Here is a 20,930-nt window from a genome sequence, read left to right as displayed (position 1 = left end):
AATTGATCGGATTTCAATTGCTTCAGGAAGAAAGCAGCCCGCCGACTGACCGCTAATGATCGGCGCCAGCGGCCTTCTTCTTCGCCGCCGCGGCCGAGGCAAATCGCTCGCGCAATTCCTTGCCCTTGCCGGGAATGGTCTTCTGGCGGGCGCGGCCGAAGGCCAGCGCGTCGTCGGGCACGCTTTCAGTGATGACGCTGCCCGACGCAATGTAGCCGCCCTTGCCGATCGATACCGGCGCCACCAGCGAGGAGTTCGAGCCGACAAAGGCGCCCTCGCCGATGTCGGTGAAGAATTTCGAATAGCCGTCATAGTTGCAGGTGATGGTGCCGGCGCCGATATTGGCGCCCGCGCCGACACGGGCATCGCCGATATAGGTCAAATGGTTGACCTTGGCGTCCTCCTCGACAACAGCCTGCTTGACCTCGCAGAAATTGCCGACCTTGGCCTTCTGCCTGAGATCGGCGCCTGGCCGCAGCCGAGCGAATGGCCCGACATCGCAATTGGCCGCGATGGTGGCGCCCTCGATATGGCTGAAGGCATGGATCTTGGCGCCGCCGGCGATCTTCACGCCCGGGCCAAACCAGACATTGGGTTCGACCAGCGTGTCGGCGCCGATCTCGGTGTCGTGCGAGAAATAGACCGTTTCCGGCGCGATCAGCGTCACGCCCGACAGCATCGCCTCCTGGCGTCGACGCTGCTGCCAGATGCCCTCGGCCTGCGCCAGTTCGGCGCGGTTGTTGATACCGAGCGCATTCTCGAAACTGGCTTCGGTGGCGACGACATCGAGACCTTGCGCGCCCGCGATCTCGACAATGTCGGTCAGATAATACTCGCCCTTGGCATTCTTGTTGCCGACCGCGTCGAGCAGCTTCAGCGCATGGGTGCCGGCGACCGCCATCATGCCGGCATTGCAGAAGGTGATTTTCTTCTCAGCTTCGGAACAGTCGTTCTCTTCGCGGATGGCGATCAGCTTGCCGCCTTTTTCGACCAGCCTGCCATAGCCGTTTGGATTGGACGTTCGGAAGCCGATCACCGCGATGGCCGCGCCTTCGGCGAGCTTCATCCGTGCCAGGGTCAGAGCCTCCGCATCGATCAGCGGCGTGTCGCCGAACATCACCAGGATGTCGTCATAACCCCTTGATATCGCTTCACGGGCGGCAAGAACGGCGTGCGCCGTACCCAATCGCTTGTCCTGCACGAAGGTCTCGGCCTTGGGTGAGAACTTCGCCACCGCCTTGCGCATCTCTTCCGCGCCATGGCCGATGACGATCGCATCGCTGCTGGCACCGGCGGCGTCGGCCGCCTTCACCACATGGGCGACCATCGGCAGGCCTGCGATCGGATGCAGCACCTTCGGCAGCGCGCTCTTCATGCGCGTGCCTTCGCCGGCGGCGAGGATGACAGACAGGCAGGATCTCTGGCTCATGGAAGGACAACCATAGGAAAAGGGTTGGGAATCAAAACAGGATAGCAGCGGCGCCATGCTGCACCAATGCGGTTAAATTCCGGTGAGATGGTCGAGAAGCTGACTCTTAATCAGTAGGCCACAGGTTCGAATCCTACCGTGCCCACCAAAAACAAAGCAAAATCAAAAAATTGCAGAATCTCTCAAGGTTCCTCTGATTGTTACAAAAATAGTGCCCTCACAGTGTCCGTAACATATCGGGGTCGTTGAATTCCGATTCCTGGCTACTGCCGTTGATTTCCTTTCGCTACCTGTGACTATCGGTCCTAATTGACACGGCTCTGAACGCATAATGGGCCGGGATTTGTTCCAAGATCGTGCGAGACTGCCATGCGCCTCTACCATTTCACACATGCCCATTATGCTCTTCAGAACATCGAACATCGTCGTCTCAAGATCGCTGAGATCAACGACCTTAACGATCCCTTTGACCTTCGGGCGCCCAAATTGAACGACAGCATGGCTCGTCGACGCTGGGACCAATGGCGCGACCAGATGTCTGCTAATTTCGGGATGCTCTGCTTTTCACCTAGTTGGCGGAATGCGGTGATGTGGAGCCACTACGCCGATCGTCACAGAGGGATTTGCCTAGGGTTTGATGTCTCTGATGAGATAGCGGAAAAAGTGACTTACTCTGTTGAGAGGCCACCTATCTCTCTCGACCGGGAGCCGACCGAGAGTGACCTAAAGCCAATGCTTTTTCTAAAGGGACCAGATTGGAGTTATGAAGCGGAATATCGAATCTGGACAAGATTGGAGGACCGCGATCCCGACCAGAACCTTTACTTCTTGCCCTTCAACGAAAGTTTGGCTTTGCGCGAGGTGATTGTGGGTCCTGTTTGCGACGTGACCAGATTGCAGCTGGAGCCGCTGTTATCAGGAATGAAGCCCACTGTTTCTCTGGTCAAAGCTCGGCTAGCATTTCGATCTTTCGAGGTAGTAACACAAAAACTGGGATTGAGTTGACGTTAAACCGAAACGCTCGTCATCCTGCATGAGGAGCGAGACTAATTTGTTGCTAACGACGGTATCGGGTGAAGTTACGGAAATGACCTGGCTAGAAATTCTAACCCAGCTAGTCTTGCCTCCGTTGCTTGGCGGTGCGGGCGGCATAGTTACCGTATGGATGGCGTGGGACGTCGAGAAACGCCGGGCTCGTCTCACACGGCGTGCACAGCTTGTGGACCGATGGCGCGAAGAGCTTATCGGAAAACTCGACGCGGCGTCGGTAGAGGATCGTGACGACCTGAATTTCGCTTTCATGGCTTGGCCGGTTTACGCAAGTCTGCGACCGCATCTTGGGGATAGCACGCTTCAAAAGATCGAAGGCCCACAGACGACCGTTTATGTTCTCGGTGACTTTCCACGTCGCAATCTAATTGAAGAGATCGGTCGCATCGAGCGCCTATGGAAGCTCGCATAGCAAGCCGGAATTTGTCAGCGATCATATGCAAAGGGGAACAAATGTCCGAGTTTTGGTCGGCAATAGCGGGCGCCATCGTCGGGTCCGTGGTTGGTGGTTTGATCTCCTATTTCCTACAGGTAAGTGGGTTGAAGGCTGCGAAAAGTGAGCGGGAGGAAGTAGCTGCCGAGGAACGCAAAGCCTTGGCTTTTTCTTTGATCTTCAAAATGATTGCGATCGTTAACAACCTCGGAAACTTGAAGTTACATGTGGACGAATGCGAGGCCAGAGCGGCAGCGGATCGCCACGAGGGCCCGCCCGTGACCTTCCTCTTGCCACTCGTCAACATTTTTGACCCGATAACGATAGAGCCGGAAGCGATGGGAATGCTACTATCGCTTGGCGCAGACGACGTCTTCAATAAAGCCTTGAATATCCCCCAAATCCACAACAGCATTCTCCCGGCATGGTCCGCGTACAGTACCATGAGGTCAATACTGAATGAAGAGCTTCCGCAAACCATCGATATATCGACGGGAAAGGGGGAGTTTGCGTTTAACAAAAAGGGCCCCGAAGCTTTGAAATTCTATGAGGCGGATCGAATTGCGGCGGAGCTGATATCAAGGGCGGGTCGAGACTTTGCAGAAGCCGATTTGTCGTTGAACGAGGTCATGACCCTCCTGAAAGACCGACTTGGTCTAAATATTACTGCAAAGGCAAAATTACCGATGGGATCCATCACTGAACCATCGCCCTCTGATCAATAATCAGTAGGTCTACCGCCCGAGCCGTTACACATCCGTGCTGCGGCCGGATCGCTACCCCAGCCGCCCCAGCACCGGGAAATTCTCCAGCAGCCAATACGACACCGTCTGCACGCCGCCGGTGAGGAAAAACACGCCGGCGACCACCAGCAGCGCGCCGATCGCCTTTTCGACGCGGCCGAGATGGACGCGGAATTTGCCGAGGAAGCGCATGAAGGCACCAGAAAACAGCGCGGCGATCAGGAAGGGTATGCCAAGCCCCAGCGAATAGGCGGCGAGCAGCAGAGCGCCCTCGCCCACCGTTTCGCGCCCGCCGGCCAGCGTCAGGATCGGTCCCAGCACCGGGCCGATGCAGGGCGTCCAGCCAAAGGCGAAGGCCAGCCCCATGACATAGGCGGCGACGGCGCTGGCCGGCTTGCCCTGCGACTGGAAGCGCGCCTCGCGCGACAGCAGCGGAATGCGCAGGATGCCGAGGAAATTCAGGCCCATCAGGATGATCAGCACGCCGGCGGCCATCGCCAGCGGCTCCTGCCAGACACGCAGCAGCCGGCCGATGGTCGAGGCGCCGGCGCCGAGCGCCACGAACACGGTCGAGAAGCCGAGCACGAAAGCGATCGAGGAATAAAGCAGCGCGCCGCGCGCGCCCTGCCTTGCCGTAACGCCCGCATTGCCGCGGAAATCCTCGACCGACACGCCGGCCATGTAGCAGAGATAGGGCGGCACCAGCGGCAGCACGCATGGCGACAGGAACGAGATGGCCCCCGCCCCGACCGCGCTGACATAGCCGATATCCAATGCCATTCCCTGAGTTCCGACTGTTTGGCGACGATATAGCGGCACGCGGGTTTGTCCGCCAATCACCATCATGTGGCAAGTTATCGCGGGGAAGAAAGCACCCGCGGCTGGCGTTGATAGAACGAGACCGCGATTTCCCGCGCGTCTCCAGATATCAGCCAGGGAGATTTCCATGAAAACGATAGCCGCAGGGTTGGCCGCACTCCTGCTCAGCACCGCCGCGTCCTACGCCGCCGAAGCGTGGAAGGAAGCCAAGGTCAATGGCACCAAGATCTACACCGACGCCAAGGGCATGACGCTTTACACCTATGACAAGGACGAGAAGGGCAAGACCAATTGCTACGACAAATGCGCCGCCAACTGGCCGCCGTTGAAGGCCAAGGCCGGCGCCAAGGCGCAGGACGAATGGAGCGTGGTCGACCGAACCGACGGCACCAAGATGTGGGCCTATGACGGCAAGCCGGTCTACACCTTCATCAAGGACAAGAAAGCCGGAGACATGAGCGGTGACGGTGTCGCCGGCGTCTGGCATATCGTCAAGGCCGACTGAGCCTCCATTCCCGTTCCCGCTAGCTGGCGGGACATGGAGCTGGTCGCCGGCGTCCCCCAATGCATTTGGCGGCCAGCTTCTTCTTGCGCAATGTGAGCCAGGCTCCCCGCGCAACACAATTCGTCGACTCATCGGAGGCGCGCGGTCGTTTTCGCCGACTTGCGACCGCCAACTCTCATAATCGAAATTCTGTGATTTTCTCCATACACTCTTAGAGTGTATTGCTGCCGGCGACCTCGCAATTTGGGCGCTTCCCCTTGACCGGATGCAAAAGCGCGGCCATGTGAGCGACAAACAGAAACGAGATTTCGTCGCGCGCAGCGGAATTCTTCTGGCGCATCACAGCAGATAAGAGACCTCATGGACGTCGTCGTCGTCGAATCGCCGGCCAAGGCTAAGACAATCAACAAATATCTGGGCAGGAACTACAAGGTTCTGGCCTCGTTCGGCCATGTCCGCGATTTGCCGGCCAAGGACGGCTCGGTGCGCCCGGATGAAGACTTCGCCATGTCCTGGGCGGTCGACACGGCATCGGGCAAGCGGCTCGCCGACATCGCCAAGGCGGTCAAGGACGCAGACGGCCTGATCCTCGCCACCGACCCTGATCGCGAAGGCGAGGCCATCTCCTGGCATGTGCTGGAAGTGTTGAAGCAGAAGCGCGCGCTGAAGGACAAGCCCGTCAGCCGCGTCGTCTTCAACGCCATCACCAAATCGTCGGTGCTGGAAGCGATGGCCAATCCGCGCCAGATCGATGCGCCGCTGGTCGATGCCTATCTCGCCCGCCGGGCGCTCGACTATCTCGTCGGCTTCACGCTGTCGCCGGTTCTGTGGCGCAAGCTGCCTGGCGCCCGTTCCGCCGGCCGCGTCCAGTCGGTGGCGCTGCGTCTGGTCTGCGACCGCGAATCCGAGATCGAACGCTTCATCCGCGAGGAATATTGGCAGATCGCCGCGATCCTCGGCACGCCGCGCAACGAGAATTTCGAAGCACGGCTGACCGCCTTCGAGCGCAAGAAGCTGCAAAAGCTCGACATTGCCAACAAGGCGCAGGCCGACGACATCAAGGCGATGCTCGAGGGCGCGACCTTCAAGGCGCTGTCCGTCGAAGCCAAGCCGACCAAGCGCAATCCCGGCCCGCCCTTCACCACCTCGACGCTGCAGCAGGCCGCCTCGTCGGGCCTCGGTTTCTCGGCCACGCGCACCATGCAGGTGGCGCAGCGCCTCTATGAAGGTATGGAGATCGGCGGCGAGACCACCGGCCTGATCACCTATATGCGAACCGACGGTGTGCAGATGGCGCCCGAGGCCATTTCTGGTGCTCGGGACGCCATTGCCAAGGAATTCGGCCCAAAGTACCTGCCGGAGAAGCCGCGCCAATACACCGCCAAGGCCAAGAACGCCCAGGAAGCGCACGAAGCGATCCGGCCGACCGACTTCATGCGCACCCCGGCATCGGTGAGGCAGTATCTCGATTCCGACCAGTTGCGGCTCTATGAGCTGATCTGGAAGCGCGCCATCGCCAGCCAGATGCAGCCGGCCGAGATCGAGCGCACCACCGTCGAGATCGAGGCCGTCAACGGCGCCCGTACCGCCGAGCTTCGCGCCGTCGGTTCGGTCGTTCGCTTCGACGGCTTCATCGCCGCCTACACCGACCAGAAGGACGACGACGCCGAAGACGAGGAAAACCGTCGTCTGCCGGAGATCCGTGCCGGCGAGCAGCTTGCCCGCCAGGCGATCAACGCCACCCAGCACACGACCGAGCCGCCGCCGCGCTATTCCGAGGCCTCGCTGATCAAGAAGCTGGAAGAGCTCGGCATCGGCCGGCCGTCGACCTATACGGCAATCCTGAAGACGCTCGAGGACCGCGACTACGTCACGATCGACAAGCGCCGGCTGGTGCCGCAGGCCAAGGGCCGTCTGTTGTCCGCCTTCCTCGAGAGTTTCTTCGAGCGCTATGTCGAATACGACTTCACCGCCTCGCTCGAGGAAAAGCTCGACGAGATCTCCGACGGCAAGCTCGCCTGGAAAGACGTGCTGCGCGATTTCTGGAAGGATTTTTCGGGCGCGGTCGCCGACATCAAGGAACTGCGCGTCACCGACGTGCTCGACGCGCTCAACGAGGAACTGGCGCCGCTGGTCTTTCCCGCCCGCGAGGACGGCTCGAACCCGCGCATCTGCCCGAAATGCGGCACTGGCAATCTGTCGCTGAAGCTCGGCAAGTTCGGCGCCTTCGTCGGCTGCTCGAACTATCCCGAATGCTCGTTCACCCGCCAGCTTGGCGACGCCGCCAATCCGAACGGCGAGAATGGCGGCGGCGAGGACGGCACCAAGGTGCTCGGCAAGGATCCTTACACGGCCGAGGAAATCACCCTGCGCTCCGGCCGCTTCGGCCCCTATATCCAGCGCGGCGACGGCAAGGAAGCCAAGCGTTCGAGCCTGCCCAAGGGCTGGACGCCCGACTCCATCGACCATGAAAAGGCGCTCGCGCTTCTGGGTCTGCCGCGCGACGTGGGAAAACACCCCGAGAGCGGCAAGATGATCTCGGCCGGGCTCGGCCGTTACGGTCCGTTCGTCCTTCATGATGGCACCTACGCCAATCTCGACAGCATCGAGGATGTGTTCTCCATCGGTCTCAACCGCGCCGTCACGGTGATTGCCGAGAAGCAATCCAAGGGCAAGGGCGGCCGCAATGGCGGCACGGCCGCGGCCCTGAAGGAACTTGGCGACCATCCGGACGGCGGCGGCAAGATCGTCGTGCGCGACGGCAAGTACGGGCCATACGTCAATTTCGGCAAGGTCAATGCCACGCTGCCCAAGGGCAAGGATCCGCAATCGGTGACGATTGAGGACGCGCTGGCGCTGATTGCCGAGAAGGAAGCCAAGGGCGGCGGCGGCAAGAAGCCGTTCCGCAAGGCAGCAGCGGCCAAGGCACCGGCGGCGAAGAAAACAGCGGCCCCAAAGCCGGCTGCGAAGAAGCCGACCGCGAAGAAAAAAGGGTAGGACAGCGTGGCGCGCAGGATCACCGGAAGAAGCCACGGCGATCCGCGCACCGCCGACACGAGGGCCAAGGTCAAGGACGACTACAAGCCTTCTCGTGACGAGATCCTGCGCTACATCGCCGAAAATCCCGACCGGGCGGGAAAACGCGACATCGCCAAGGCGTTCGCGCTGCGCGGCGACGACCGCATCTGGCTGAAAGATCTCCTGCGTGACATGCAGGATGAGGGCGTGCTCACCAAGGAGCGCAAGCGGCTGGCCCGCGTCGGCGCCCTGCCCCATGTCGCCGTGCTCGACATTTTTGGCCGCGACGGCGACGGTGTCCTGCTGGCGCATCCGGCCGAGTCCGTGGGCACGGGCGAACCACCCGTCGTATCGATCCGCGTGTCGCGCGGCGGCAACGGACCGGCGCCGGGCATCGGAGACCGCGTCCTGGCCAAGACCTTCCCGACCGATGACCCGTCAGGCCCCGCCTATACCGGACGGGTGATGAAGATCTTCGAGAAGCGCAACGATGCCGTTCTCGGCGTCTTCCGCGTGCTGCAGGACGGTACCTTCCGCATTGAACCAGTGGAACGGCGCCAGCCGGAGCTGATCGTCGACAAGGAATTCCAGAACGGCGCCAAGAATGGCGACCTGGTCGAGGTCGAGCCGGCACGCGCTTCCCGTTATGGGTTGCCGAGAGCCAAGGTGCTCAACGTGCTTGGCTCGCTGACCAGCGAAAAGGCGGTCTCGATGATCGCCATTCATGCCCACGACATTCCGCACATCTTCCCGGCCGACGTCATCGCCGAGGCCGAGGCGGTGAAGCCCGCGACGATGGCCAATCGCGAGGACTGGCGCGACCTGCCACTGGTCACTATCGATCCGGCCGACGCCAAGGACCATGATGATGCTGTCTTCGCGACGCCTGACCTCGACGAAAAGAATCCGGGCGGCGTGATCGCCACCGTCGCGATCGCCGATGTTGCCGCCTATGTCCGCTACGGCACGGCACTCGACCGCGAGGCGCTGAAGCGTGGCAATTCGGTCTATTTCCCGGATCGCGTCGTGCCGATGCTGCCCGAGCGCATTTCCAACGACCTCTGCTCGCTGCGTGAAGGCCAGGACCGGCCGGCGCTGGCGGTGCGCATGACCTTCTCCGCCGACGGCCACAAGATCAGGCATTCCTTTCACCGCGTGATGATGAAGTCCGCGGCGAAGCTCGCCTACCCCCAGGCCCAGGCGGCGATCGACGGCGCGCCGGACGACAAGACCGGCCCGATCCTCGACACGGTGCTGAGGCCTCTATGGGATGCCTATGCGATCCTCAAGCGCGGTCGCGATGGCCGCCAGCCGCTCGAACTCGACCTCCCGGAGCGCAAGATCCTGCTCAAGCCGGATGGCACGGTCGATCGCGTCATCGTGCCGGAACGGCTCGATGCCCACAAGCTGATCGAAGAATTCATGATCCAGGCCAATGTCGCCGCGGCCGAGACGCTGGAGGCGAAGAAGCAGGCGCTGGTCTACCGTGTCCACGACGCGCCTTCGCTCGCCAAGCAGGAATCGCTGCGCGAATTCTTGGCAACGCTTGGCCTGTCGCTGGCGCGCGGGGCGCAGATGCGGCCCAGCCAGTTCAACGGCATTCTCGAGCGCGTGCATGGCGCCGACAACGAGGCGCTGGTCAACGAGGTGGTGTTGCGCTCGCAGAGCCAGGCCGAATATTCACCCGGGAATATCGGCCATTTCGGCCTCAACCTCAGGCGCTACGCGCATTTCACCTCGCCGATCCGCCGCTATGCCGACCTGATCGTGCATCGCGGACTCATTGCCGCACTCGGCCTCGGTCCCGGCGGGCTGACGCAAGAAGAGGAAGCGCGGCTGGAGGATGTCGCGGTGCTGATCTCCGGCACCGAACGGCGCGCCATGGCGGCCGAGCGCGACACGGTCGACCGGCTGATATCAGCCTATCTCGCCGAGCGCATCGACGACCGCTTCGACGCCCGCATCTCCGGCGTCACCAAATCAGGACTATTTGTCCAATTGCCGCAATATGGCGCCGATGGTTTCATCCCCGTCTCAACTCTGGGCGGCGATTACTATATATACGACGAAACGGCCCGCTCCCTGTTCGGAGAACGCTCGGGAAAAGGCTACCAGCTCGCGGACCGCGTCGAGGTTCGGCTCGTCGAGGTGGCGCCTATGGCCGGCGCGATGCGTTTCGAGATGTTGACCGACCCGAAGCCCCTGCCAGGCTCCACCAGGTCGTTTCACAAGGCTAAGGGTCGTGCCCGTGCATCGCAATCGCGACCGGGGTCGCGCGGCAGGAGACGATGATGGAACAACAGGTTTTCGGCGGCGAGCATCAGTCGGGCCGGGTTGCCCGCCCCTTGTGGACGGCAATGAAGCGCGGCTTTTTGGGGCGCTGCCCGAACTGCGGCGAAGGCAAGCTGTTTCGCGGCTTCACCAAGACCGTCGAGACCTGCAGCGTCTGCGGCGAGGAGATCCATCACCATCGCGCCGACGACCTGCCGGCCTATCTGGTCATCGTCATCGTCGGCCACATCGTTCTCGGTGCCTTCATGGGCGTGGAAGCGACGTCGACCTTGTCCACCTGGCAGCACATCCTCATTTGGGTGCCCCTGACCATCTTGCTGTCGGTAGCGCTGCTGCAGCCTGTCAAAGGGGCCGTCATCGGATTGCAATGGGCGTTCTATATGCACGGCTTCGGCGGCGAAAAGGATGGGATTGAGCCTCATCCGAGAGCCTAGAGCTCTGGCTGGCGCAACATACCGACCGTGAAGGCCACTTTCGCTTGCCAGAAGTTTCCGCTAGGTCCCTGCGCATGGAAGCAATGACCAAGGTGGACGTCGACAAGCTCGACAAGGGTCTTGCCGCGCATAGCGGCCGGCCTCTGCGTCCGCGTGACGCCGCGACGCTGATCCTGCTCGACCGCAAGGGCGATGAGGTGCTGGTGCTCATGGGCCGCCGTCACGCCGGCCACGCGTTCATGCCAGGCAAGTTCGTGTTTCCCGGCGGCCGCACTGATCCGGCGGACAGCCGGATCACGACCGCCACCGGATTGCACCGCGACGAGGAAACAAAGCTGCTTGCTGGTCCCGGCCGCACCAGTGCCGCGCGAGCCCGGGCTGTCGCGCTGTCCGCGATCCGCGAAACCTATGAGGAAGCCGGGCTGCTGATAGGCCAGAAGGCCGCCTTTGCCACCGACAAGCGTGACTGGCAGGGTTTTGTCGAACACGGCGTAAGGCCGTCACTGGAAACGCTGCGTTTCATCGCGCGCGCCATCACCCCACCCAACCGGATACGCCGCTTCGACACCCGTTTCTTCAGCGCCTGGCGCAACGATGTCGCCGTCGAACTGCCCGGCGGCGGGCCGACCAACGAACTCGAGGAACTGGTCTGGCTGCCGCTCGCCAAGGCCCGGGAAGCCGACATACCCGACATCACGCGAATGATCCTGGACGAGCTGGAAAAGCGCCTCGCCCATGATCCACTGCTGCGTCCGGGTGGCCCCGTCCCCTTCTACCGACTTGTCCGAAACCGCTTCACCCGCGAACTTCTGTAGGGCAATTCCAGGGAAAAGTGTGACGCGGTTTTCCCGGGAAAAGCGCGCAGCACTTTTCCCCAGGGAATTGCGTAAGATCAAAGAGACAGAGTATTCAGCATCCCATGACGGTCGATACCCAACCCAAGGGCGACGAACGCGTACACTGGCTGCCGATGGTGGCGGCGATCTCGTCGATCAGCGTCGTCGGCATAGCCATTGGCCTCGGCATGCCCCTGCTCAGCGTCATCCTGGAAACGCGGGGCCACTCGGCTTCGATGATCGGCCTCAACACCGCCGTCGCCGGCCTTGCCTCGATCGCTGGCGCGCCGTTGGCCACACCGCTCGCCATGCGCTTCGGCGTCGCCTGGACCATGATCGGGATGATCGCCGCCGGCGCCCTGGCCTTCGTCGGCTTCCATTTCGCGCCCGACTTCTGGATGTGGTTTCCGCTGCGCATCGTGCTGCATATCGCGTTGACGGTGCTGTTCATCCTGTCGGAATTCTGGATCAGCACGTCGGCACCGCCGCACCGGCGCGGTCTTGTGCTTGGCATCTACGCCACCGTCCTGTCGCTCGGCTTTGCCGCCGGACCGTGGCTGTTCGCCCATCTTGGCAGCTCCGGCTTCAGGCCGTTCGGCGTCATCATCGTGCTGGTGACGCTGGCCGCGATACCGGTGCTGGCCGCGCGCAATGAAAGCCCCTCCATTGTTGCCGATGGCGAAACCAGCAACTTCCTTCGCTACATCTGGCTAGTGCCATCGGCGACCGCCGCCGTGCTTGTATTCGGTGCGGTCGAAACCGGCGGCTTCGCGCTGTTTCCGATCTACGGCAACCGCATCGGCTATTCGGAAGCCGACGCCGCATTGCTGCTGACCATGATCGGTCTCGGCAATGTGCTGCTGCAGATCCCGATCGGCATGATCAGCGACCGGGTCAGCGACCGCCGCTATCTGCTGCTCGCTTGCGCCACGGTCGGCCTTGTCGGCACGGTCTTCATGCCCTTCTTCGCCCAGAATTGGCACCTGTTGGCCGCCCTCCTGTTCGTCTGGGGCGGCGTAGTCGCCGCCATGTACACGATCGGTCTTGCCCATCTCGGCTCGCAGCTTTCCGGCCATGAACTGGCATCCGCCAACGCCGCCTTCGTGCTCTGCTATGGTGTCGGCATGGTGCTTGGCCCGCAGGCGATCGGCATCGGCATGGACGCCTTCGGTCCGTCCGGTTTCGGCTGGTCGCTCGGCCTGTTCTTTGGCGCCTACATGGCGCTGGTTGGCGTCAGGCTCGTCCGCAAAATTCTCCTTTGACCCTTTGAGACAGCGACCGCTGCTGACAGAACCGTGTCAGCAGCGTCAGGTTAAAAGAGTGTCCCCCAAGAACGGAAGTTGAGGACACTCCCATGATCGACAGCGGCTTTGAAACCACATCATTGCGAATGACGCTCCTGCTGCTTGTGACCTTCCAGGCCCCGGCCGCGGATGTCGACCGCATCATGGACGCGGTCGTAGCGATCGCCCCGCTGGCCATGGGCAAATACGACCGCAACGCCTATCAGTCGGCACACGGCATCGAGCGCTACAGGCCGCTTGAAGGGGCCGCGGCCGGGGCCGAAATCGAAATGCGCCGCCGCCCTGGCACGGTCGAGGTTTCATTCGAACTGCCTGACGACCAGGCGCTGGCAAGCCGCGTCGTCGAGGCGATTTTCCAGGCCCACTCCTATCAGGAGCCGGTGATCCGCCTCCAGCCGATCCTCGCCAGCCGATCAAAGGGGCTGGATGACCGCGCCAATCCGAATCGTTGGTGGAACACGACCGGAGACTGGAAGAAGGTTGCCGTGCCAGAGACGGAAAACGTCTGATTTACGCGCAATGGGCTTCCCGGACGGGCCACATCAGGTCCGCCGGGCTTGACTTTCCAGGCACGTTCTTTATGTGTCGCGCCAAGTTTCCCGCGTCCGGGTGTTTTCCCCGTGCTCCAGCGGCCAAAACTCCACGAACAAACGGACTGATACCATGGCCAAAGCCGCAAACATCAAGATCAAGCTTCTGTCGACCGCCGACACCGGTTTCTTCTACGTGACCAGCAAGAACAGCCGTACCAAGACCGACAAGCTGTCGTTCCGCAAGTACGATCCGGTCGCCAAGAAGCACGTCGAATTCAAGGAAACCAAGATCAAGTAATCTGGGTTTTCCCCTTGCAAACAAAAACGCCGCCCATCGGGCGGCGTTTTTGTTTGCCAAGGCAGAGGCGGCGGGCTCGCTCCCTCAGCCCGGCTGAATTTCCTTCAGCCGATGCGATCGCCGCTTTTCGGATCGAACAGATGCAGCGACGCCGGGTCGGCCGCCAGCCGCACGGTGTCGCCGGGCTTGACGCCGGCGCGGCCCATGGCAAAGACGCAAATCTGCTGGCCGGCCAGCGTGACGTAGAACTGTGTCGAGAGGCCGAGCGGCTCCACGACCCCTACCTCGCCCCGTAGCGCGCCGTCATCGGCCAACCGGATATGCTCGGGCCGCAGACCGATGGTAATGGCATCGCCGGCGGTGAGCGGCAGGCCATCCGGCAGTTTCAGCACCTGGCCATCGGCCAGCGCCGCTTCAGCTACCTCGCCCTTGCGAACCGTCGCCGGCAGGAAATTCATGCCCGGCGAGCCGATGAAACCGGCAACGAACATGTTGGCCGGATGATCATAGAGATCGAGCGGCGCGCCAACCTGCTGGATCAGCCCGTCATGCATGACCACGATCCGGTCGGCCATGGTCATGGCCTCGATCTGGTCGTGCGTGACATAGACCGAGGTGGTCTTCAATTGCTGGTGCAGCGCCTTGATTTCGGCCCGCATATGGACGCGCAGCTTGGCATCTAGGTTGGACAGCGGCTCGTCGAACAGGAAAACCTTGGGATCGCGCACGATGGCGCGGCCCATCGCGACGCGCTGGCGCTGGCCGCCGGACAGCTGCCGCGGCAGGCGCTGAAGGTAGGCGTCCAAGCCCAGCCGCTTGGCCGCGCCATCCACCCTGGCATCGATCGCCGGCTTCTCGGCCTTGCGCAGCATCAGGCTGAAGCCCATGTTCTTCGAGACATCCATGTGCGGATAAAGCGCATAGGACTGGAAGACCATGGCGATGTCGCGATCCTTGGGCGCCACATCGTTGACCAATCGCTCACCGATACGGATTTCGCCGCCGGAGGCTTCCTCCAGCCCGGCGATCATGCGCAGCAGTGTCGATTTCCCGCAGCCGGACGGACCGACCAGGACGACGAATTCGCCGTCGGCGATTTCAAGGTCGACCGCATGCAGGACGCGAACGGCGCCGTAATCCTTGCGGACCTTTTCGAGCGTGACAGAGGCCATCGGTCTATCCTTTGACGGCGCCGGCGGTCAGGCCGGTGACGAGATAGCGTTGCAGGAAGGCGAAGAAGATGCAGACCGGGATCAGCGCCAGGATTGACGCCGCCATCATCTGCCCCCAGTCGACGGCGAATTTGCCGATGAAGGTGAGCAGGCCGACGGCGAAGGTCTTCTTGTCGTCGCTGGAGATCAGCATCAGCGCGAACAGGAGCTCGCTCCAGGCGGCGGTGAAGACAAAGCCGAGCGTGGCGCCCATGCCGGGCAGCGTCAGCGGCACGATCACCCGGCGCATTGCCTGGGCACGCGTACAACCGTCGATCATCGCGGCCTCTTCCAGATCCTTCGGGATGCCGTCGAAGAAGGATTGCATCAGGAAGGTGGCGAAGGCGGTGTTGAAGGCGGTGTAGATGATTATCAGCCCGGTCAGGCTGTTGATCAGGCCGATCTGGCCCATGACGCGGTAGATCGGCGGAATGACCATCACCAGCGGAAAAGTCTGGGTCAAAAGCAGCATCAGCGCCAGCACCGCCTTGCCGCGAAAGGTGAAACGCGACATGGCGTAGCCGGCGAGCGTGGCGATCACCGTCACCAATGCCGCCGTCGACACCGAGACGATGACGCTGTTGAGGAAATAGCGCGGGAAATCGGTGGCCTCGAGCACGGTGACGAAATTCTGCAACGTCGTGCGCGACGGCCAGAAGGTGATGCCTTCGGAATAGAGCAGCCGCTCCGGCGTCACCGAGATCTTCAGCGTCCAGTAGATCGGGAACAGGGCGAAGATCACATAGGCGGCGATCGCCGCGTAGAGGCCGATACTGCCAAGGAACCGTTGTGAAGCAGAGCGTCCCGCGATCATCAGACGTGCCTCACCAGGGAGCGGCGGATGGCGATCAGCGCGATCGCATAGGCGATCAACAGCACGAGCAGCAGCACGGCCACCGCCGAGGCATAGCCCTTGTCCAGTGACTTGAAGGCGCTGACGTAGATATAGACCGGCACCGTATTGGTCGAACCAGCCGGCCCGCCCTCGGTCATGACGAAGATCAGGTCGGCGAAGGTGGCGATCCAGATGGTGCGCAGCATCACCGTGATGGCGATGGTCGGCGCGAGGAATGGCAGCGTCACCTTGGTAAAGCGCTGCCAGGGCGAAGCGCCGTCGATCGCCGCCGCCTCGTGCATTTCGGACGGGATAGACTTCAGCGCCGCCAGAAGCGTGATGGCGAAGAACGGAATGCCGAACCAGACATTGGCGACGATCGGCCCCCACATCGCCGTGGCGGGATCGGACAGCACATTGGTCGGCTCTGCCTTGAGCCCCAGCGCGTACAACCAATGCGGCAGCGGCCCGATGATAGGGTTGAACAGCCAGGCCCAGGTCAGCCCGGACAGGAAGGACGGCACCGCCCAGGGCAGGAACACCAGAGCCTGCACCACCTTGCGGCCCCAGAACGGCTTGTCGAGCAGCAGCGCCAGGCCGAGGCCGAGGAAGAATTGGAAGAACAGGCTGGCGACCGTCCACCACAGCGTGTTGACCAGGGCTTGCCCCAGAACCTGATCCGACAGCATCGCCCGATACTGGTCGAGCCCGACATATACCGACTTGAAGGCCGAGAATTTGCGGAAGGAGTAGCTGATGCCGATGATCAGCGGCACCAACAGCACCACGATCAGCAGGATGATCGCCGGGCTGAGATAGAGCCAGGGCTCGATGGCGGCATGCGACAGCCGCTTGCGGCGCGGCTTGCCGGCGGATCGTATTTCGGACACGGCATAGGTCATTGGGGCTCAACAGTGATGAGTGGGTGCCGGCGAAGGCGAGAGCACCCTTCTCCCCGTTTACGGGGGAGAAGATGCCGGCAGGCAGATGAGGGGCAGCGCTAACCTTGGAAATGCTGCTCCGCCCCTCATCCGGCCCTATCGGACCACCTTCTCCCCGTTTACGGGGAGAAGGAAAAACCCGCGCTTACTTCTTGTTCTTCGCCAGCCAGTCCTGCTGTTCCTTGGTCAGGAAGGCAGCCCATTGGTCCGCGACGTCCTTGGCGGTCTTCTGGCCGAGCAGCACTTCCTGAAAATTCTTGATCGCCACCTGGTCGACGAAGTTGCCGAGATTTTCCAGATGCGTCGGCGGCGTCACCATTTCGTATTTGGAGCTGTCGCTCAGTTCCGTGAACCAGCCCTTGAACTGCTCGGTCTTGAAATGGGGATCCTGGTCGGCGCCGTTGTGGATCGGGACGACACCGACTTCCTTGGCCCATGCCAGATTATCCTTGGGCGAAAGCAGCGTCGCCATCAGCTTCCAGGCGTCGTCCTTGTGCTGCGAATTGGCGAACATCGCCCAACCGGCATAGCCGAGCGTCGGATACGACTTGCCGCTCGGACCGGTCGGCAGGGGCGCAACGGCGAAGTCATCGGCGCTCATCTTGTCGGCGATGCCGAGCAGCGCGTCCGGGTCCTGGTTCAGCATGGCGCAGGTGCCGGAATAGAAGCCGGTGACGGTTTCGTTGAAGCCCCAGCTCACCGCGTCCTTGGGCGCCAGCCCGTCCTTGTACATGTCGGCCAGCATCTGCAGGCCCTTGACCGAGCCCTCGTCATTGATGGTCGAGGTCCCGTCCTCGTTGAAGTAGCCGCCCTTGCCGGCGGCGATGTTCATGAACATGTGCATGCCGTTGAAGGCGCCCGGCCCGCCGCGCAGGCAGTAGCCATACTTGCCCGGGATGGCGGAGATTTTCTTGGAATCGGCGACGAACTCGTCGAGCGTGGCCGGCGGACCGTCGAGGCCGGCTTCCTTGAACAGCTTCTTGTTCCAGAACAGCGCGTTCACATAGTAGCCGTAGGGGATCATGAACTGCGTGTTGTTGACCGTCGAGCCGAACTGCTTGGCGCGGTCGCCAAGCGTCTTGGCATCGTCCCACTTAGCCATGTAGGGGCCGAGGTCCTCGAGCTGGGCATTGTTGGCATAGAGACCCATCCAGCGTTCCGGCATCTCGACCACGTCGGGCGTATCGCCGGCCTGCACCATGGTCAGGAATTTTTCGAAGGCCTGCCCCCAAGGCAGCGAGATCAGCTCGACCTTGACGCCGGGATTGGCCGTCTCGAACTCGGCGATCTGCTTTTTCAGGAATTCGGTGCGCGGCGGGCTGGTGATGACTTCGACCATCTTCAGGGTCGAATCGGCCAGCGCGCTCCCGGCGGAAATCGCCAGCCCCGCAACGGTGGCAAGCATGATGGTCAGTTTTTTCATGTTCAAGACTCCCATTTTGAACCCGCTTGTTATTTTCTGGCTTTTTCGAAGGCTTGGGCGACGTCGGCCCAGAGGTCTTCGACACTTTCCAATCCGACATTGAAGCGGATGGTTCGGGGGCTGACGCCGAAGCGCGCCATCGAATTCAGTCCCGGCGTCTGCTCCAGCGACGCCTTGGCCGGCACGACCAGGCTTTCATGCCCGCCCCAGCTAACGCCGATGCGGAAAAATTTCAGCGCATCGACGAAGACCGGGATGTCGATATCGTCCGTCACCTCGAAGGAGAACAGACCGGCATAGCCCGCCAGCGTCGCCTTGCCCGGATGGTTCGAATAGACGGGATGGTTGACTCGCTCGACATTGGCATGCGCCTTCAGCCGCTCGGCGATGGTGAGCCCGCTCTTCATATGGTGCGGCAAGCGCAGCGGCAGCGTGCGCAGGCCGCGCAGCAGCAGCCATGCTTCGAACGGCGACAGCTTGCCGCCGAGATAGGAATAGGTCTGTTCGTTGATGTGCTTGATATGCGCCGCGGAGCCGGCCACCACGCCGGCGACGGTGTCGCTGTGGCCGCCGAGATATTTCGACGCTGAATGCAGCACCAGGTCGACGCCGTGCGCGATCGGCTTCTGGAAAACCGGCGTCGCCCAAGAATTGTCGATGGTGGTGACGATGCCCTGCTCCCTGGCAAGCCGTGTCAGATGCGCGATGTCCTGCAGCTCGAACATCATCGAGGTCGGGCTTTCCAGATAGAGCAGCTTGGCCCCGGGAAGTGCCGCGGCAACCGCATCCGGATCGGAGCCGTCGACATAATCGACCTTGATGTTGAGCCGAGGCAGAAGCCGCTCGAACAGGCGATAGGCATCGCCATAGCAGTTCCGCACGGCCACGATGCGCTCGCCCGCCCCGACAAAGGCAAGCACCGTGGCGCTGATCGCCGCCATGCCGCTGGAAAAGCCGCGCGCGGCCTCGGCGCCCTCGAGGGCGGCAACGCGCGCTTCGAATTCCATTACCGTCGGATTGTCGCCGCGCGAGTAGATCGGCTGCTTTCGTTTGCCGGCAAAGGTGTCGGCCATCTCGGCATAGTTGGCGAAGGTGAACAGCGAGGTCTGATAGATCGGCGGCACCACCGCGCCGCCGGGGAACGGTTCGTCATGCGCCAGCAGCGTCGCCGCCTCGGCAAGATAATCGTGATCGAAACCGCTCGGATGCTCGTTCATGTCTGGCTCGGAAGTTTGAGTTTGGCTGCACCGCGCTTGAGATCGTCCTCGACGGTGGCGATCAGCTTGAGTGCCTCGGCGCGGGCACCCTGCGGGTCGCGCGCGGCGATGCACTCGTAGATGGTGCGGTGGTAAGGAAAGCTGGCGTGACCGAAATCGCGCACGCCCAGCGGATGCTCCCAGAAGCGGTGGAACAGCTCGTGCATGGCGGCGATGATCTGTTCGAACAGCGGATTGCCCGAGACGCGGTAGACTGCCTGGTGGAACTCCCAGTCCTCTTCCGACGACATGCCGTCGCGGGTACGGAATGCCTGCTCCATGATGTCGAGCTTGCGCTTGATCTCGGCGATGTCGGCTGGGCTCGCCCGCTCGGCGCAAAGAGCCGCGGCCTCCGCCTCCAGCGCGCGGCGGATTTCAAGCGTGTGCATCAGGCTTGTGAAATCATTGCCGCCCGCCAGCGTCAGCGGCATATGCAGCATGTCGGGCGACACAGCCGCCTTGAGAAAGGTGCCGCTGCCTTGCCGCCGCTCGACGAGACCAAGCCCTTCCCACCGCGTCAGCGCCTCGCGCACCGTGTTGCGGCTGACCTTCAGCCGCTCGGCCAGGATACGTTCGGTCGGAAGCCGCTCGCCGGGCTGCAAGGCTTCGGCGCGAACAAAGCCCACCAATGCCTTCAGCACAGCGTCATCACGCGCCGTCGTCTGGATGGGTGGCAGGCTGTTCTGGTCCACACTTCCTCCCCGAAGCGACGCGCAAGTGGTCCAATGGTCCAACCAATTTCTGCACAGACGGAGAAACGTGTCAACAGCCGAAACGAGGACGGGCCGAACGGCGAGCCATGGCGCCGTTCGGCCCGCCAGTTCAAGCGTGGCTTCGCGCCGGCGTGGCGGCCGTGGCGCGCCAACGCGCGAACATGTCCTCACGAACCCGCCTCGAACCCGCGAGCCGCTCCTTTGCTTCCGCCAGCACGGAAGGCGAAGCCTGTGCGGGCGTCCCCGATTGGAACGGAGGCGCCGGGGCATATTCGAGCGAGAGCTGCACCGTTTCGGCCTCGGCCTGACCGAGAAGCCTGGCGACCAGGAGGAGGCCGAAATCGATCCCCGAGGTAACGCCGCCGGCGGTTATCAGCTTTCCGTCCTCGACAATTCGCTCGTCGACTGGGATGGCGCCGAACTCGGCAAGGAAATCATGCGCGTACCAATGCGTCGTCGCCCGCTTGCCTTTGAGCAGGCCGGCGGCACCCAGCACCAGGGCACCGCTGCACACCGAGGTGACGTAGCGCGCCTGAGCCGCGCGCTCCCGCACGAAATCGAGCACAGCCTGATCCTCCAGCAGCGTGTTGACGCCGCCTCCACCCGGAATGCACAGCACATCGAGAGGCGGGCAATCGTCGAAGGTCGCCGTCGGGTTGAGCGACAGTCGCGTCGACGACATCACCGGATTGCGATCCTTCCAGATCAATTCCACCTCGGCGCCCTTTGCCGATGCCAGGACTTCATAAGGGCCAGTGAGGTCGAGCTGCTGGACATTGGGGAAGACGAGGATGCCGAAACGAAGGGTCACGGAACTCTCCATAGGTTGACTCCAGCCAATCTAAGGCACCATGCTT

Annotated in this window: 20 protein-coding genes; 11 read left to right on the top strand and 9 right to left on the bottom strand. The window is 62.2% G+C overall.

What is annotated here, in order from left to right:
• Positions 1 to 52: 52 nt before the first annotated feature.
• Positions 53 to 1,429 (bottom strand): bifunctional UDP-N-acetylglucosamine diphosphorylase/glucosamine-1-phosphate N-acetyltransferase GlmU, encoded by a 1,377-nt coding sequence (gene glmU, locus MesoLj_RS20835; protein ID WP_202322157.1) that lies wholly within the window; start codon positions 1,427 to 1,429, stop codon positions 53 to 55.
• Positions 1,430 to 1,798: 369 nt separating this feature from the next.
• Between glmU and MesoLj_RS20830 the strand changes: the two genes are divergently transcribed.
• The 3 genes from MesoLj_RS20830 (at position 1,799) to MesoLj_RS20820 (ending at position 3,637) form a co-directional block, all read left to right on the top strand.
• Positions 1,799 to 2,434, top strand: a complete 636-nt coding sequence (locus MesoLj_RS20830; protein WP_202322155.1) for a DUF2971 domain-containing protein — start codon at positions 1,799 to 1,801, stop codon at positions 2,432 to 2,434.
• Between the two features lie 82 nt (positions 2,435 to 2,516).
• Positions 2,517 to 2,891, top strand: a complete 375-nt coding sequence (locus MesoLj_RS20825) for a hypothetical protein (protein ID WP_202322153.1) — start codon at positions 2,517 to 2,519, stop codon at positions 2,889 to 2,891.
• A 41-nt stretch (positions 2,892 to 2,932) separates the two neighbouring features.
• Positions 2,933 to 3,637 (top strand): hypothetical protein, encoded by a 705-nt coding sequence (locus MesoLj_RS20820; RefSeq protein ID WP_202322151.1) that lies wholly within the window; start codon positions 2,933 to 2,935, stop codon positions 3,635 to 3,637.
• 51 nt (positions 3,638 to 3,688) lie between these two features.
• Here MesoLj_RS20820 and MesoLj_RS20815 read toward each other — a convergent pair whose 3' ends face one another.
• Positions 3,689 to 4,435 carry a cytochrome c biogenesis CcdA family protein gene (locus tag MesoLj_RS20815; protein WP_056572171.1) on the bottom strand — a complete coding sequence of 249 codons (747 nt, stop codon included), beginning with the start codon at positions 4,433 to 4,435 and terminating at the stop codon, positions 3,689 to 3,691.
• A 166-nt stretch (positions 4,436 to 4,601) separates the two neighbouring features.
• Between MesoLj_RS20815 and MesoLj_RS20810 the strand changes: the two genes are divergently transcribed.
• The 8 genes from MesoLj_RS20810 (at position 4,602) to rpmG (ending at position 13,694) form a co-directional block, all read left to right on the top strand.
• A complete protein-coding gene (locus MesoLj_RS20810; RefSeq protein ID WP_140773308.1) occupies positions 4,602 to 4,979 on the top strand; it encodes a COG4315 family predicted lipoprotein in 378 nt (125 codons plus the stop codon).
• Positions 4,980 to 5,339: 360 nt separating this feature from the next.
• Entirely contained in the window at positions 5,340 to 7,976 is a 2,637-nt protein-coding gene (gene topA / locus MesoLj_RS20805) for a type I DNA topoisomerase (protein ID WP_140773307.1), read from the top strand.
• Between the two features lie 6 nt (positions 7,977 to 7,982).
• Positions 7,983 to 10,289, top strand: a complete 2,307-nt coding sequence (gene rnr / locus MesoLj_RS20800) for a ribonuclease R (protein ID WP_202322150.1) — start codon at positions 7,983 to 7,985, stop codon at positions 10,287 to 10,289.
• Positions 10,289 to 10,723 carry a DUF983 domain-containing protein gene (locus MesoLj_RS20795; RefSeq protein ID WP_202322149.1) on the top strand — a complete coding sequence of 145 codons (435 nt, stop codon included), beginning with the start codon at positions 10,289 to 10,291 and terminating at the stop codon, positions 10,721 to 10,723. The genes rnr and MesoLj_RS20795 overlap by 1 nt, the downstream gene beginning before the upstream one ends.
• 74 nt (positions 10,724 to 10,797) lie before the next feature.
• Positions 10,798 to 11,538, top strand: coding sequence for an NUDIX hydrolase (locus tag MesoLj_RS20790; protein ID WP_202322148.1), 741 nt, complete (start codon positions 10,798 to 10,800; stop codon positions 11,536 to 11,538).
• A 104-nt stretch (positions 11,539 to 11,642) separates the two neighbouring features.
• Positions 11,643 to 12,821 carry an MFS transporter gene (locus MesoLj_RS20785; RefSeq protein ID WP_202322147.1) on the top strand — a complete coding sequence of 393 codons (1,179 nt, stop codon included), beginning with the start codon at positions 11,643 to 11,645 and terminating at the stop codon, positions 12,819 to 12,821.
• Between the two features lie 92 nt (positions 12,822 to 12,913).
• Positions 12,914 to 13,372, top strand: coding sequence for a hypothetical protein (locus tag MesoLj_RS20780; RefSeq protein WP_140773300.1), 459 nt, complete (start codon positions 12,914 to 12,916; stop codon positions 13,370 to 13,372).
• A gap of 154 nt (positions 13,373 to 13,526) precedes the next feature.
• Entirely contained in the window at positions 13,527 to 13,694 is a 168-nt protein-coding gene (gene rpmG / locus MesoLj_RS20775; protein ID WP_006201775.1) for a 50S ribosomal protein L33, read from the top strand.
• A gap of 104 nt (positions 13,695 to 13,798) precedes the next feature.
• Here rpmG and MesoLj_RS20770 read toward each other — a convergent pair whose 3' ends face one another.
• From MesoLj_RS20770 to MesoLj_RS20740, 7 genes are all read right to left on the bottom strand, one after another.
• Positions 13,799 to 14,866, bottom strand: coding sequence for an ABC transporter ATP-binding protein (locus MesoLj_RS20770; protein ID WP_202322146.1), 1,068 nt, complete (start codon positions 14,864 to 14,866; stop codon positions 13,799 to 13,801).
• 4 nt (positions 14,867 to 14,870) lie between these two features.
• Positions 14,871 to 15,719, bottom strand: a complete 849-nt coding sequence (locus MesoLj_RS20765) for a carbohydrate ABC transporter permease (RefSeq protein ID WP_202322145.1) — start codon at positions 15,717 to 15,719, stop codon at positions 14,871 to 14,873.
• A complete protein-coding gene (locus MesoLj_RS20760) occupies positions 15,719 to 16,642 on the bottom strand; it encodes a carbohydrate ABC transporter permease (RefSeq protein ID WP_202322144.1) in 924 nt (307 codons plus the stop codon). The genes MesoLj_RS20765 and MesoLj_RS20760 overlap by 1 nt, the downstream gene beginning before the upstream one ends.
• Positions 16,643 to 16,826: 184 nt before the next feature.
• On the bottom strand, positions 16,827 to 18,104 hold the full coding sequence (locus MesoLj_RS20755; RefSeq protein WP_202322142.1) for an ABC transporter substrate-binding protein: 1,278 nt from the start codon (positions 18,102 to 18,104) through the stop codon (positions 16,827 to 16,829).
• Positions 18,105 to 18,133: 29 nt separating this feature from the next.
• Positions 18,134 to 19,321 (bottom strand): PLP-dependent transferase, encoded by a 1,188-nt coding sequence (locus MesoLj_RS20750; RefSeq protein WP_140773292.1) that lies wholly within the window; start codon positions 19,319 to 19,321, stop codon positions 18,134 to 18,136.
• On the bottom strand, positions 19,318 to 20,052 hold the full coding sequence (locus tag MesoLj_RS20745) for a FadR/GntR family transcriptional regulator (RefSeq protein WP_202322140.1): 735 nt from the start codon (positions 20,050 to 20,052) through the stop codon (positions 19,318 to 19,320). Before MesoLj_RS20745 ends, MesoLj_RS20750 begins: the two co-directional genes overlap by 4 nt.
• A gap of 130 nt (positions 20,053 to 20,182) precedes the next feature.
• Entirely contained in the window at positions 20,183 to 20,884 is a 702-nt protein-coding gene (locus MesoLj_RS20740; RefSeq protein ID WP_202322138.1) for a DJ-1/PfpI family protein, read from the bottom strand.
• Positions 20,885 to 20,930 lie beyond the last annotated feature (46 nt).

Source organism: Mesorhizobium sp. 113-3-9 (assembly GCF_016756515.1).
GTDB lineage: Bacteria > Pseudomonadota > Alphaproteobacteria > Rhizobiales > Rhizobiaceae > Mesorhizobium.
This window is presented reverse-complemented; position numbering and strand designations above follow the sequence as displayed.